Here is a 15005-nt window from a genome sequence, read left to right on the forward strand (position 1 = left end):
TTGAACATCAAAAAAACACCGCATCTACTATTCCACTTTTAGTGCACGTCAAATCATTAAACCTAATATATAATCTGAGATCTGGTTCTCTGCGTACCCAATTAGACCCAAATCATCTCCAAACATTTAAACCCACCATTACTTACTCTCCCTAAGCACTTTAAACTCTGAGCCTTCTTTCCATGCCGGCCAAGATTCCTCCGCTACTACAGCCCTTCCAACTCGATACAGTAACTCCACATCCTCGACCGCACCATCCAAGTTCCATCTTGTGGTATCAAATTCATCAGAAGGCTTATGATAATATTTGGCCCTGTATTCATCCTGAAGGGATTTGCCAAACTCCTTACCTTTTTCTACATGGTCTATCCCAGTACCTGTGTAGAGCGCAGGAATACCTTTTTTAGCGAAGTTAAAATGGTCAGACCTAAAATAGTAGCCTGCTGAAGGTGTCGGCTCTTCAGATGTATATCTCCCCTGTTTTTCAGCCTCCCTTGCCAAAACATCCTCCAAATCAGATTGCCCTTTTCCTACCACGACAATATCTTTCATCTTTCCATATGGATTGATTCCATCCATATTGATATTGGCAATGGTTTGTAAAATGGGGTAAACAGGATGCTCTGTATAATAAGCCGCCCCTAAAAGCCCTTGCTCCTCTGCTGTTACGGCCAAAAATACCACTGTTCTCTCGGGCTCTTGTCCGAAAGCAAATGCTTCGGCAATTTCCAGTAAAGCCGCCGTTCCGCTTGCATTATCCAATGCACCATTGTAAATACTATCACCATCTGCATCAGGCTTCCCTACACCAATATGATCCCAATGGGCCGTATAAATAAGGTATTCATCAGGATGCTTGCTTCCATCTCTTTTGGCTATTACATTTTTGGAAGTATTGAACCTTGTGCTGACCTTCAAGCTTGTGCTTGCTTTTAAACCCAAGGGAATCGCCTCGAAACCTGGCTTTCTAGCCTTGGCCAATAGTTCACGGTCATTATACCCTGCCATTTGAAATATCTTTGTGGCCGCAGGTAGGCTAAGCCAACCATCAAAAGCGAGCTGATGGGCAGATTTATCCTTGGGGTTCAAGTAAAGTTTTGGGGTGTTCCAGCCGTTTTGCACTACATTAAAGCCATAGCCAGCGGGAATAGTATTGTGTACTACCAAACAGCCAAGGGCACCCTGCCTAGTGGCTTCTTCAAACTTATAAGTCCATCGGCCATAATAGGTCATGGTATTACCTTTGAAAAAATCTCCTTCTGTACCAAATCCGGGATCATTCACCAAAACAACCACAATCTTCCCCTCCACATCCAAACCTTCATAATCGTTCCAGTCATACTCAGGTGCTACAATGCCAAAACCTGCAAAAACCAACTCTGCATCCTCCACTTTGATCTTTGGATCTTGTCTTTCTGTGTAAATGACATAGTCCTTTAATCCTAATAGGTCCATTCTTTCACCATTGCCTTCGATCCTCATTACTGTATCTGCTTCAGTAGTAATTTCCACTAAAGGAACATCTTGAAAATAACTTTCTCCATTGCCCGATGCCAACCCCATTTCCTCAAATTGGGCCTTTAAATATGCAAGGGTTTTCTCCTCTCCTTTTGTAAAAGGCATTCTACCCAAATACGCATCAGAAGACAATTCTTGGATATGCTTTTGTAAAGATTCAGCAGTAATGCGTGATGCAGAGTCATAGTCACTTTTTTCATTGCACGAGAACAGCAAGTTAGCAGCAAAAAGCACGGAAATCATCTTTATATTCTTCATCATATCAAATGGATTAGCGGTTTGGTCAATTGGTACAAAATAACAAATCCTTCCGAAATAATGGCTTGGCGGTTTAAAAATCAGCTTGCTTCATTTTTTATAGGATAATCTTGAAAAACACTTTAGCTTTATTATTGAAATTCAAGATCTACAAACGACAATGTTCAAAAAACTACTCCCTTTTTTATTATCCATCGCCATCATCTTGGTTATTGTTTACATGCTCGGACCAAAAGAATCTTACAGCACCCTTGAAGGCACTTACCCTCAAGTCCCAACAAACCTTGAACAGTTGGAAAGCTATGTTTTCCAAAAAGAAGATACAGTAAAAGGGCTGAAACCCAACAATGAAGCCCGCATCGTGTGGGCTGACAGCCTAAACAAGACCAAAACTCCCTATTCCGTTGTGTATATTCATGGCTTCGGTGCCAGTCAAATGGAAGGCAGTCCTGTCCATCAGAAACTTGCAGAACATTTCGGAGCCAACCTTTATCTGGCCAGGCTTCCTGAGCATGGCATCAAAAGAGACAACACCTTTGAATACCTTACTGCAGAAAAACTTGCTGACGGGGCTAGAGAAGCCTTGATGATTGGAAAAAGCCTTGGGGATGAAGTCATCGTGGTAGGTACATCTATGGGTGGGGCTCTAACAGTGCTATTGGCATCCGAAAGGGAGGACATCAAATCGATTTTATTATACTCTCCCTGTATCCGGGATTACGGCAACCAATTGGAAGCTTTTTTTAGTCCTTGGCAAGGATGGCTCTTTGAAAAATTTGGCACCAATGAAGACCAAGTTGTTTTGAACCCAAGAGAAGGAGATAAAGCGAAGTATTGGTCAGAAGAATATCATATTAATTCTTACATCAGCTTGGCCAAATTGGTTTATAGCAAAATGAATGAGGAAACCTTCAAAAAAATCAAACAGCCACTATTTCTCGGTTATTACTACAAAGATGAACAACATCAGGACAATGTAGTCTCTGTTCCTGCTATGCTTGATATGTTCGAAAAGGTCAGCACACCAGAAAATCTCAAGGAAAAAGTCGCCTTTCCAGAGGCCAATGATCACGTCATTGGATCCAGCATTACTTCTGGTCAATGGCAAGAAGTGTTGGAAGCCAGTATAGACTTTCTGGAAAACAAGGTCAAAATTCCCGCCGCAGAAAAAGTAGAACAAGCACTTTAAAGCCTATGAAAAATGTATAGTTTTTCCGTCACCTCCCCTACCCTTTTAATTAATGAAGACATTTGTCGACAAAATTTGAGGAAGATGTCCGAAAAGGCTAAGAAGCATGGCTTGGAGCTTATCCCACATTTCAAAACCCATCAATCGTTGAAAGTCGGTGAATGGTGCCGTTCTTATAATATCCAAGAAATTACGGTCTCATCTATTGATATGGCCAGCTATTTTGCCCCGCAAAACTGGCAAAATATTCATATTGCCTTTCCCTTTAACCCGCGTGAAGTCCAACGCCTGAATGAGCTATCAGAAAAACACAGCCTTTCGGTTCAGTTGGTAAATGAGGAAGTGACCGCTTTGCTTGCCGAAAAGCTAAAATACAAAGTGGGCTTTTTTATTGAAATTGATGCAGGCTATGGTCGAACAGGAGTGGAAGTGAGTGATTTCGGACTGATAGAAAAAATCATGAGGATGGCTAAAACCAACCCCAACCTCCAGTTCAAAGGCTTTTATATTCATGCAGGGCATACTTACCATGCCACCCTTAATGAAATTGAAGAAATCCATCAGCAAACCAAAGCCGCCCTACATATGCTAAAGGACAAATACTTCACAGAATTCCCCGGTTTGGTTACGAGATCAGGTGACACCCCAAGCTGTTCTTTGATGGATGACTTTGAAGGAATAGACCAAATTGGTCCAGGCAACTTTGTATTTTATGACCTGACTCAGGCCAGTATAGGAAGTTGTGAAAAGGAAGACATTGCGGTAGCGTTAGCAGCCCCCATCGTGGATATCAAAAAGAGCAAAGGAGAAATCCTCCTTCATGCTGGAGGTGTACACCTGTCCAAAGATGTTTTGACTCAAGCCAATGGAAAAAAGAATTTTGGTGAAGTTGTTCTATTGACCAAAAGTGGCTGGTCCATACCCAGTAAAACATCTTATCTAAAAAGTATTTCTCAAGAACATGGTATCGTTCAAGCGGATGCGACATTGATCAACAATGTCAAAATAGGGGATGTTTTAGGAGTTTTACCGATCCATAGTTGCATGACCGCTGACTGCATGGGAAGCTATATGACCTTATCGGGAGAATTAGTAGATCATCTGAAAGGCAATCCTAATCATAGCTACAAATGAAAAAGTCCTGCGCTAAAGCGCAGGACTTTTGGTTCTAGTAACCAAGTGTTTTTAGCATACTCTCACTTTTTTGTTCGTCTGCAAAGAGGCGGTGCTTGATAGTCCCATCAGTGTCCCGATCAATAAGCACATGTTTGGGAGCAGGAATCAGACAATGCTGAATTCCTCCATAACCTCCCAAAGATTCTTGATATGCTCCTGTATGGAAAAACCCAATATACTGAGGCTTATCATCCGACTTTTTGGGAAGATATATATTGTATTGGTTCGCTTCTGAATTATAATAATCCATGCTGTCACAAGTCAGCCCTCCTAGGTTAATATTATGATACTCCTCTTTCCAATTGTTGACGGCCAACATGATGTATTTTTGGTTGAGTCCCCAGCTATCCGGTAATTGAGTGATAAAAGACCCGTCAATCATATACCATAATTCTTTGTCATTTTGGAGTTTTTCTTCCAAAATAGAATAAAGAACGGCTCCACTTTCTCCCACGGTATAACTGCCAAATTCCGTCATGATGTTAGGTTCCACCGTATTGTTCTTGGCACACATCCACTTGATGTTTTTGATAATCTGCTCAGCCATATACTGATAGTCATAATCAAAAAATACGTTGGTCTTGATGGGCCATCCCCCACCTATATCCATGGTGTCCAACTCTGGACATATGGCTTTCAGGTCCACATACTTTTGGATAAATCTGGTCAATTCAGACCAATAATATGCCGTATCTCTTATTCCAGAATTGATAAAGAAATGCAGCATTTTAAGACTCACGTTCGGGTTGTCCTTGATTTTGGTCTCATACAACTCAATAATATCCTTGTACCTTACACCGAGTCTAGAAGTATAAAAGCCAAACTTTGGTTCTTCATCTGCTGCAATCCTAATTCCCACCTGAAAAGGCACTTTTACATGCTCTAGGTAATAATCTATCTCGGTCAGGTTATCCAATACTGGGATACAGTTTTTAAAACCATCATTCAATAGTCCTGCTATGTACTCCTTATATAACTCTCTTTTAAAGCCATTGCAGACGATGTAAGTATCCTTGGTGATTTTACCCTTTTCATAAAGGCTTCTTACCAAAGGAATGTCAAAGGTCGAGGAGGTTTCAATATGAATATCATTCTTCAAAGCCTCATCCAAAACAAAGCTAAAATGAGAAGACTTCGTGCAATAACAGTAAGTGTACTTACCGTGATAATCATGCGTTTCCATCGCATTTGCAAAGTAAGTCTTTGCGTTCTGAATACTCTCACTGATTTTGGGTAAGTAAGTGAGCTTTAAGGGAGTACCGTAGGTCTCAATGATTTCCATAAGATCTACCCCATTAAAAAACAGCTGGTTGTCCTCCACTTTAAATTCTTTGGTAGGGAAGTCAAAAGTTTGCTGAATTAAATCAATGTATTTGTTCATTAGGTACCTTTAAGGTTGTGGATTTTGATGCTTGAAAATTGCATTAATAATTATACAAATCAAAATTAAATCATACCACCTTCATTTTACGTTTAAATTTTATCTGTATATCCGCTATCTCACCATTACATTTAACCCTTCAAAACATTCTCTCGAAAACAGCTCAGATCTCACAGAAATGATTGTCTAAACCTTTCTACTGCCCCTGCTAAGTCCGTGGAATCTCCGTTGCGGTACGGACAGGCAGTGGGAGTCAGGTTACTGGTGTCAAAATGGTCCATATTAATGAATGTAACATTTTTAACATTGCCACTTTAACTCGTATTTAACCCCTAGTTAAGCCGTGTTTATCCCGTGTTTATCCCGTGTTTCTCTTATCAGTGATTCAGGCTTGTCTACACCTTAAGTCCTGGGAAAACTTGGGTACATCCCTTTCAATGTTTTGGTTATAAGAACCTTGGGAATCCTTCTGTCCCTCATCGCGATAAGCCAATATTTTTCCAACTATTAAGGAGCTGAATGGATGATTTGATTTTTCGAATTGTTGGGGGATCAGATAGCTCAGATAAGATTTTCTTGCAACATATTTCGGTGAACTCAAAGGTTGCTATCCTACTTTGGTCAAATTGTAGCACAGGGCGAACAGCTACATTGTAAATGCTTGAGTTGATCCATTTAATAGGTTAAACGAGTGATTTACGTGTAAGGAAACATTTTTAATAATAGCTATATCCGCAACTGTACCAGAAAAGATTAAAAGCGAATGGAAACGATCGTTTTGTTTGATTTAGGTACCCTCTGCTTCAGTTCTACCTAGCAGTTAGACAGGCTTCCGACCACTTAAGCAAAGAATTTATGGTTACTGGCGTCATGGCGGATATTCAGAAAATTTTATTCACTTTTCAACAATCAATTGTCATTTGGCTGCAAATTTGCTGTAATATTAAAAAACCCAAACACCTTTTTAACATATCTTAAGAATCCTTGGTATTGGATTCTCTTGGACTAAAATTGTGGAAAACTTCCCCAAAACACTAACAAAAGTTCCACAGCTTCAAAAGACTTAAAAAAAACAAAAAACCCTAATAATCAGTTATTTAAATAAGATTCAGGAGCTAAAAATTAGTGGTACGATTATTACAACTACCCAATTTAGGTAGAATCAAACATAAAACCCTGGTATTAAAAAACTCATAAAAATGATATTTAAAGAAACTAACTACAGGCAATTCCCTTTGCTCCTGATTTTCCTTGCAGGAATGTCATTTTTTGGATGTAAAGAAGAAGAACAAGTTGATGAAGGTTTACCCCTTCCGGTCATGACACTAAAAGAAGAAGCAGCTGCCAGATCCTATCAATATCTAGGCTCTATTGAAGGTGTCGAAAACGTTGAAATCAGACCTCAGGTAGATGGAATTTTGGAAAAAATTTATGTGGATGAAGGAGATTTTGTCAAAAAAGGCCAGCCATTATTCAAAATCAACAGCCAGCCCTACATGGAGGATCTTAAAAATGCACAAGCAACAGTTGAATTGGAAAAGGCCAAATTGCGGAAAGCCAAAACCGAAATCGAAAGACTTCAGCCTCTTATTGACAATGAGGTTATTTCCGATGTAAGAATGCAAACTACCATTGCAGATTATGAAGTGGCCCAATCAGCCTTGGACCAAGCACAGGCTGTAGCTGCCAATATGCGGATCAACTTGGAGTTCACTACCATCAAAGCCCCTGTTAATGGTTTTATGGGAAGGATTCCTCGCTCCATTGGCAACGTGGTTAAAAAGACAGACTCCGAACCACTGACTACCCTCTCCAATGTTCATGATGTTTATGTTTATTTTTCCATGAGTGAGTCCGACTACCTTTACTACGAAAGGATGAAAAGAGATTCCAACTCAAAAAAACTTAATCCACACGTTAAGTTGATATTGGCCGATGGAAGTATTTATGATAAGGTAGGGACTATTGATGCTAACTCTGGGCAAATCAACCGTTCTACCGGGTCCATTGCTTTGAGAGCGAAATTCTCCAATCCTGATACCCTTTTAAGGTCTGGAAACACAGGTAAAATTATGATGGAACAAATTTACCCCAATGCCATCTTGATCCCACAGGGCGCTACTACCTCTATTCACGACAAGAAGTTTGTCTATACACTCAATGAGGACAATACCGTGGACCGTAAAGAAATCAAAATTGAAGGCAGGTCTGGCAAACAATATATAGTCAGCGATGGAAGTTTGTCTCCTAAAGACCGTATCGTTACGTCAGGCTTGGATAAATTAACCAATGGCATAAAAGTCAAACCTCTGGAGCAGGGCCAATTACTCTCTTCTGAAGACTAAACCATAACTAATATCTTGAACTTAAGCTTTCACCAAAGACATGGAGGGGATTTTCCTTCTTTTGCAATTTGGTCTTGGATGAGCTATATCCATATCAAGCCCTAATTACTGTCTTTAACTCTTTTATTGGACAAAGTCATTAACCTATGATCAAGAAAATAATTAACAGGCCTGTATTGGCTTTGGTAATTTCGATTCTACTGATATTGGCTGGAGCAGGAAGTATCTCTTTACTTCCAGTGGAGCGATTTCCTGAAATTGCTCCTCCAAGTGTCAGCGTTCAGGTGTACTATCCCGGTGCCAATGCCGAAACAGTCGCCAAATCGGTCCTTCTTCCCCTTGAGGAAGCCATCAACGGGGCTGAGAACATGAACTACATCAACTCAACCGCGACCAACTCTGGACGAGGGCGTTCCACCGTTTATTTTGAACCCGGAACTGACCCCAATGTCGCTGCTGTCGAGATCCAAAATAGAATTTCCATGGTAATGGAATCCATCCCTGCTGAAGTCAGAGAAGCCGGGATTGTGGTTTTAAAGCGACTTAAAGGCTCACTAATGACCATCCAGATTTACAGCGATGGTGTTTATGATGAAACCTTCCTCAACGCCTACACCCGGATGAATATCAGGCGTGAACTAAAAAGAGTTGGCGGTATCGCGGAGGCCTCCATTCTTAGGTCCAGGGATTACGCCATGAGGATCTGGCTTAACCCTGAAAAGCTGGCACTTTATGGACTTACACCGAGGGAAGTTTATAACCAAGTAAGGGATCAAAGTTTTGAGGCCGCTCCTGGGAAATTTGGGGAAAACTCCGATGAGGTTTTCGAAATCGTGATGAAGCACAGTGGAAGGTTCAGTGAGCCCGATGAGTATGAGAACTTGGTTATCAAAACAGAAGATGATGGCACACAACTCCGCTTAAAAGACGTGGCTAGGCTGGAGTTCGGTGCTTCCAATTATGCCAGCGACAATAAACTGGATGGTATGTCTGCCGTAACCATTGATATTGTCCAGCAGCAGGGTGCCAATGCGGTAGAAATTGACAAAGCAGTAAGAAAGGTACTGGATGATCAGGCTAAAGCTTTTCCAGAAGGAATGAATTATAGAATTTCTTACAGTGTGCGGGACCAGATTGACGAATCGATGCACCATGTCAAGAAAACGCTAATAGAGGCATTTATATTGGTATTTTTGGTAGTATTTATATTCCTGCAAAATTTTAGGGCCACAATTATTACAGCCATTTCCATTCCCGTATCCCTTATCGGTACATTCTTCTTTCTCAACATGATTGGAGCTACGATGAACGTACTGAGTATGTTCTCCATTGTGCTTGCCATTGGTATTGTGGTCGATGATGCCATTGTGGTCATTGAGGCCATTTATGAAAAAATGGAAGATGAAGGCATGAAGGTTAAGCAAGCTGTAGTATCAGCCATGTCTGAAATCACCAGTGCCATTATCTCAATCACCATTGTGATCGCTGCGGTATTCTTACCCGTAGGATTCTTAGATGGCCCAGTAGGTGTCTTTTATCAGGAATTTGCTTACACCATCATCTTCGCTGTTTTGATTTCTGCTGTAAATGCCTTAACACTGGTACCTGTACTGAGTGCACTAATTCTAAAAGAAAAGGATCCTGAAAAAAGGAAAAAAAGAATACCGCTAATTGAGAGGATTCGCAACTCTAGGGCTGCTTCAAAAGCAATTGATATTAGGGATAAGGGCCTCCGTAAGTTCGACAGTGCTTTTGATAAATTTACCGAAAAATACCTTCAAGTAGTCAAATGGGTTATTCTCCACAAATGGTGGACTACTGGAGCATTAGTGGTGGTTTCGGCACTTACCTTCTTTTTGGCTACAGTCACTCCAAAAGGCTTTATCCCTACAGAAGATGATAATTTCCTTATTTTCTCCTTGACCATGCCTGAAGGTTCATCACTTCACCGAACCAACCAAGTATTGAAACAAGCGGATTCGCTACTGCAGCAGGAAACTTCAGTGGCCAGCGTGAACACCGTTTCTGGATATAATATTGTCGATGACTCAGAGAGTTCTTCAACAGGCTTAGGCTATATCAAACTTCATGAGATCGGAGAAAGGGGCGAGTATAAGGAAATAAATGAAGTAGTGAAACGCCTATCAGAAAAACTAAGCGTTCTCAGTGAAGCTCGGGTCAATATTTACCCCAGACCAACCGTACAGGGCTTTGGTAACTTTGATGGGGTACAAATTGTCCTTCAAGACTACTCTGACGGTGATTATGGAGAATTTGGATTGTTGATCAATGAATTTATCGCTGAGCTAACCAAGCAAAAGCAGATTGAAAAAGCTTTTACCTCCTATAACCCTAACTTCCCTCAATATAAAATCAACATTGATTATGAGAAGGCCAAAGCTATGGGAGTGAGCGTGAAAGACATGATGTTCACGATCCAGTCCAACTTTGGCAGAACCCGTGTGGGAGATTTCAACCGTTTCACCCGTCAATATATGGTTTATATGCAATCCGACATCCAGTATAGGGAAACACCAGAAGCGATCAACTCCATCATGGTAAAAAATGACCAAGGAGAAATGGTTCCCATCAACACATTTGTGAAACTAGAGGAAACCTATGGACCTGAAACGGTCTTTAGATACAACCTATACAGTGCAGCCAGAATTAATATTACCCCTGCCAAAGGATACAGTACTGGAGATGTCATGGATGTCATTGAGGAATTGACGAAAAGCAAACTTCCTGCAAACTTAGGCTTTGAGTGGACAGGTATGAGCTTGGAAGAGAAAAAGTCAGGTTCCAACACCACATTGGTATTTATCATCAGTATCATCCTGATATACTTCATCTTGGCAGCCCAATACGAAAGCTTCTGGTTACCAATGGCAGTAATCCTTTCCCTACCGGCAGGTATTTTAGGAGTCTTTGTTTTCATCAACCTAGCCGGCATAGACAACAACATTTATGTTCAGGTAGGACTGGTGATGCTGATAGGCTTACTTGCCAAAAACGCCATATTGATTGTTGAGTTTGTTGCGCAAAAAAGACGAGAAGGCCTCGAACTGGAGGATGCTGTTGTTGAAGCATGTGCCTTAAGAATTCGCCCCATCTTGATGACTTCATTTGCTTTCACAGCAGGTTTGGTTCCATTGATGTTTTCTGTGGGTTCATCCGCCCAAGGTACCAAATCGGTGAGTATCGGTACTGCTGGCGGTATGATTTTCGGAATATCTTTAGGTGTCATTTTTATCCCTGTATTGGCCTATATCTTCCAAAGAATCCAGGACAAGTACAGTATTGAAACCATTGAACAAGAAGAACTATGAAAGTTTTTAGAAAATTAATTCCCCTTGGCTTGGTTTTACTTACAGTAGCAAGCTGCAAGGTTGGACAATCATATAAAAGACCAGAGGTGAATTTTCCGGAGGAATACTATGGAGCAGACAGTCTCAGAGATAGTGTCTTGACCGGAGAGAAAAACATTGCCACGCTAGACTGGAAAAGTTATTTCAAAGACTCCACATTGGTGAGTTTGATCGATACAGCTTTGTCCAATAATCTTGACATGCAAAAAGTGGCCAAGGAAATTGAGATTGGTTACCAAAACCTTAAGCAATCCAAAGCCAACTTCTTCCCTACTTTAGGCGCATCTCCTTTTAAATACAACAGGGAATATTATTCAGAGTATTATAATAACTATGGCTCCAACCGGTCCAGAAGAAATCATGGAGACAATCCTCCCACGACCCTGTATACGGAGAGACTTGAATATGTTTCTTCCCTTCAGGCAAGTTGGGAGATTGATATATGGGGGAAGTTTAGGTGGCAAAAAGAAGCGGCACAGGCAGAATTCATGAAAACACAGGAATTTAAAAAAGCAGTCCAAACTGCTTTGGTCTCTGAAATTGCTTCTACTTATTTGAATATGCTGATGCTCAAATCTCAACTTACAGTTTCCAAAAGAAATTATGAGCTAAGCAAAAATACCCTTAGAATCGTCAACCTGCAATATGATGCTGGAGAAACTACTTCTCTAGCGGTCCAACAGACCAAATCCCAGATGCTTCGTTCAAAAGCACTGATCCCTGATCTGGAAAAAGCTTATGCCATTCAAGAAACCAAGCTAAATCAGCTTTTGGGAAGATCACCTCAAGAGGTAAAGCTCACCCACCACTTGGAAGACGTAACATTTGACAGCGCCTATCAAACTGGTGTTCCTGTGGAACTAATCCAAAACCGACCGGATATTGCAGCATCTGAGTATAACCTGATCATCAGCAATGCAAGGGTTGGAATCACAGAAGCCATGAAATACCCTTCCTTGACCATTAGCGGTGGAATCGGATTGAATTCTTACCAAATCCAACATTTCCTTGACCCACTTGGAGCAGGTTTTGCTATCGTGAACGGTGCCCTTTTCCAGCCTATCTTTCAAAACAGAAAGTTAAAAACCAACCACCTGATCGCTATCAATGAAAGGGAAATAGCTCAATTGGATTTCAAAGATAAAATTATCGGTGCCGTTGGGGAAGTTTCCAATGCCTTGGTAACTATAGAAAAGCTTCAGGAAGCGCATGATATTTCCGCTGAAAGACTCAAAGTTACCAACAAAGGAGTAAAAGATGCCTTCCTACTGTTTCAAAGCGGATTTGCCAACTATCTTGAAATCATCAATGCCCAAGAAGATGCTTTAGAAAACCAAATGGAGCTGGTAAGACTAAAAATGCAACTGGCCATAGCCAACATTGAACTGTACAGGAGTCTCGGTGGTGGATGGAAATAATAAAGACATTTCAACGAAAAAAATAATGCCCCGTAAATTATTACGGGGCATTTTTATGGTCATTAGTATGGTTTATTGTTGTATTCAATAACTTAACTCATTGAAGAGCAACTTTTCTTCTAATCGGTGCTTCTTTTCATTAATCAGCACTTTTCTTAAAACTTGCTTAAACCTGATTTCTTGGTTTACGATTTTAAAGATTTTCTCTAAGTATTCCTTAGCTACCTCTTCATTCCTTTTATAGAACTTCAAGGTAAAACTTCTTTTATCATGAATATTTTCCAAGAAAACTTCTTTAGGTTGACCAGCCAAAACAATGCCTCTAAAGAATGCATAATGATCGACCAAGTCACCTTTTAAACTAAAATAGATGGCCTGAAAGCTTTTGTTGGAACCAGGAAAGTTCCCAAAGTTAAAATCTGCCGAACCTTCTACCTGAACAGATTCATGTTCATTTAACCATTCGAAGGCACTTATTGCCCCATTATCCTGATTTAAATTTCGAATAACAGATTGAAAAGTGAAAGTGTTACCGTTTAGACTTGAAGTATTATAATTTGAAGCTGTTGCTGTCATGATTTCTTATTTTTTGAAGTTATTAGTTTTTTGAATTACTGTGCCTGATAATCAGCAACAGTTTGATGAAGTTTTGCCCAGTAAGTCCTGCATTCGCTGTGTTCCCATGGTTTTCATAATTTATAGGTCCTTTAATTGATTTAGGCAGGATTTAGCACCTTTTCTCTTCACGAGGGATAGGTTGCTATAGGTTCTATGAGCCTGTTCTCTCCCCTATTCTTTATAAATTAGCTACTTACCGACTTGGCTTTTCACTAATAACTTTTTCAAAGGTAATACATTTTATTATAAAAACTAATATCCCTATAGATTTTGTAGGGAATTATTTTCAAAATATTTTCTTCCCTTTTAAAAAAACTCCTATACTATCCCAAAAGGCACTTTTTTCACTTATTACTAATTATGATTGATAAACAAAAATCTGATTATCCCCTATGATGCCTGTTACCATACCTCCTTTGCTCAAGTGGTCGGAAGCCTGTCTAACTGCCAGGTAGAACTGAAGTCTGAAGACCGAAGCGGTCAATACTTTAATCAAAAGGGTAGCTTCTACTCGATTTTAATCCTTACTGGTAAAATTGCGGATATACATAAACAAAAAACTCTTCCTAATTAGATCACCTTCTTGATTTCATAGTTGATATATCTATTTAAACGTCAACGTCAAGCTATTAAAACTTATTAAAGAAAACCTATTTTTACCATCTCAAAGCAGACTCCCATATTTGCACATTTTTAACTACTTTTGTCACATCAATTTTCACCTAAGGATAGAATCAAACACCCAAATAAACTAGAGATTATTTAATCGACTATGAGAAACATCAAGCTTGTTGAAGTAAGGTCAGAGCTGGCTGCAGGAACTAGAGGAGCTAGTTTAGGAGTAGACGCTCTTAAAATAGCCAGCCTAGGAAAAAAATCAGACTTCTTTACCCGGTTTGAACCTATCAATGTCCAAGATGCCAATAATTATTTATGGAAAAACAATAATTTCCCTCATGCCAAATACATTGATGGAGTATTTGAGGTAATCAATAATGTCCATGATACCGTAAAGGCGCTACGGTTGGAAAAGAAGTTCCCAATTATTTTAGCTGGAGACCATTCCACTGCTGCAGGAAGTATTATGGGCATCAAGGCTGCTGCTCCTGAAAAACGCCTTGGAGTGATTTGGATTGATGCGCATGCAGATGTACATAGTCCTTATACCAGTCCCTCCGGAAATATGCACGGAATGCCATTAGGCATGTGTCTACAGGAAGATAATCTCTCTTGTAAGCAGCATGATTTGTCTGATGAGGAATTTGAATACTGGGAAAAAATAAAAAAGATTGGTGGTGACTTCCCTAAAATCAAAGCTGAAGACATTGTCTATATAGCAGTACGAGATACTGAAGAACCTGAAGATTTATTGATCGAGAAACATGGAATCAAAAACTTCAAGACTAGCGAAGTAAGGGAGAAAGGGATTGAAAAAATTTCTCATGAGGCATTGGACATCTTGAGAAATTGTGATCAAATTTACATCTCTTTTGATGTCGACAGCATGGACAGCGCCATTTCCATGGGGACAGGCACACCTGTTCCTGATGGTCTGACCGTTGAGGAAGCTATCAATTTGAACAAAGAACTTATAAAAGATAAGAGAGTTTGCTGCTGGGAAATCGTGGAAGTCAATCCGACTTTGGACAATGAAAACATTATGGCCAAAAACGCCTTTGAAATTCTCGAAACCACTACGGAATCACTGGTAAGCAACTTTTAAAAAACAAATAG

9 protein-coding genes and 1 riboswitch are annotated in these 15005 nt (G+C 40.1%); of the genes, 6 read left to right on the forward strand and 3 right to left on the reverse strand.

Annotated elements, in window-relative coordinates:
• Positions 1 to 138 precede the first annotated feature (138 nt).
• Positions 139 to 1779: a M28 family metallopeptidase gene (locus IFO69_RS01755; protein ID WP_317173404.1), complete on the reverse strand. Its 1641-nt coding sequence runs from the start codon at positions 1777 to 1779 to the stop codon at positions 139 to 141.
• A 157-nt stretch (positions 1780 to 1936) separates the two neighbouring features.
• On the opposite strand from IFO69_RS01755, the gene IFO69_RS01760 reads away from it, so the two are divergent.
• Both IFO69_RS01760 and IFO69_RS01765 read left to right on the forward strand, forming a co-directional pair.
• On the forward strand, positions 1937 to 2965 hold the full coding sequence (locus IFO69_RS01760) for an alpha/beta hydrolase (protein WP_192007391.1): 1029 nt from the start codon (positions 1937 to 1939) through the stop codon (positions 2963 to 2965).
• Between the two features lie 12 nt (positions 2966 to 2977).
• Positions 2978 to 4099 (forward strand): alanine racemase, encoded by a 1122-nt coding sequence (locus IFO69_RS01765; RefSeq protein WP_192007393.1) that lies wholly within the window; start codon positions 2978 to 2980, stop codon positions 4097 to 4099.
• Between the two features lie 34 nt (positions 4100 to 4133).
• On the opposite strand, the gene IFO69_RS01770 is transcribed toward IFO69_RS01765, so the two are convergent.
• Entirely contained in the window at positions 4134 to 5522 is a 1389-nt protein-coding gene (locus tag IFO69_RS01770) for an arginine decarboxylase (protein WP_192007395.1), read from the reverse strand.
• A 1199-nt stretch (positions 5523 to 6721) separates the two neighbouring features.
• Between IFO69_RS01770 and IFO69_RS01775 the strand changes: the two genes are divergently transcribed.
• The 3 genes from IFO69_RS01775 to IFO69_RS01785 all read left to right on the forward strand — a co-directional run bounded on the left by IFO69_RS01775 (position 6722) and on the right by IFO69_RS01785 (position 12653).
• Entirely contained in the window at positions 6722 to 7867 is a 1146-nt protein-coding gene (locus IFO69_RS01775; protein ID WP_192007397.1) for an efflux RND transporter periplasmic adaptor subunit, read from the forward strand.
• A 146-nt stretch (positions 7868 to 8013) separates the two neighbouring features.
• Positions 8014 to 11196, forward strand: coding sequence for an efflux RND transporter permease subunit (locus IFO69_RS01780; RefSeq protein WP_192007399.1), 3183 nt, complete (start codon positions 8014 to 8016; stop codon positions 11194 to 11196).
• Positions 11193 to 12653, forward strand: a complete 1461-nt coding sequence (locus IFO69_RS01785; protein WP_192007401.1) for a TolC family protein — start codon at positions 11193 to 11195, stop codon at positions 12651 to 12653. The genes IFO69_RS01780 and IFO69_RS01785 overlap by 4 nt, the downstream gene beginning before the upstream one ends.
• Before the next feature lie 84 nt (positions 12654 to 12737).
• Here IFO69_RS01785 and IFO69_RS01790 read toward each other — a convergent pair whose 3' ends face one another.
• A complete protein-coding gene (locus tag IFO69_RS01790) occupies positions 12738 to 13229 on the reverse strand; it encodes a hypothetical protein (RefSeq protein WP_192007404.1) in 492 nt (163 codons plus the stop codon).
• A 117-nt stretch (positions 13230 to 13346) separates the two neighbouring features.
• Positions 13347 to 13458: riboswitch (SAM riboswitch) on the reverse strand.
• A 585-nt stretch (positions 13459 to 14043) separates the two neighbouring features.
• Between IFO69_RS01790 and IFO69_RS01795 the strand changes: the two genes are divergently transcribed.
• On the forward strand, positions 14044 to 14994 hold the full coding sequence (locus IFO69_RS01795; RefSeq protein ID WP_192007406.1) for an arginase: 951 nt from the start codon (positions 14044 to 14046) through the stop codon (positions 14992 to 14994).
• Positions 14995 to 15005 lie beyond the last annotated feature (11 nt).

Source organism: Echinicola arenosa, assembly GCF_014841125.1.
Taxonomy (GTDB): Bacteria; Bacteroidota; Bacteroidia; order Cytophagales; family Cyclobacteriaceae; genus Echinicola; species Echinicola arenosa.

Bases quoted from the DNA above. Each gene is read 5' to 3' on its own strand.
- IFO69_RS01755 (WP_317173404.1), bottom strand. From the start codon at position 1,779: ATGATGAAGAATATAAAGATGATTTCCGTGCTTTTTGCTGCTAACTTG.
- IFO69_RS01760 (WP_192007391.1), top strand. From the start codon at position 1,937: ATGTTCAAAAAACTACTCCCTTTTTTATTATCCATCGCCATCATCTTG.
- IFO69_RS01765 (WP_192007393.1), top strand. From the start codon at position 2,978: ATGTATAGTTTTTCCGTCACCTCCCCTACCCTTTTAATTAATGAAGAC.
- IFO69_RS01770 (WP_192007395.1), bottom strand. From the start codon at position 5,522: ATGAACAAATACATTGATTTAATTCAGCAAACTTTTGACTTCCCTACC.
- IFO69_RS01775 (WP_192007397.1), top strand. From the start codon at position 6,722: ATGATATTTAAAGAAACTAACTACAGGCAATTCCCTTTGCTCCTGATT.
- IFO69_RS01780 (WP_192007399.1), top strand. From the start codon at position 8,014: ATGATCAAGAAAATAATTAACAGGCCTGTATTGGCTTTGGTAATTTCG.
- IFO69_RS01785 (WP_192007401.1), top strand. From the start codon at position 11,193: ATGAAAGTTTTTAGAAAATTAATTCCCCTTGGCTTGGTTTTACTTACA.
- IFO69_RS01790 (WP_192007404.1), bottom strand. From the start codon at position 13,229: ATGACAGCAACAGCTTCAAATTATAATACTTCAAGTCTAAACGGTAAC.
- IFO69_RS01795 (WP_192007406.1), top strand. From the start codon at position 14,044: ATGAGAAACATCAAGCTTGTTGAAGTAAGGTCAGAGCTGGCTGCAGGA.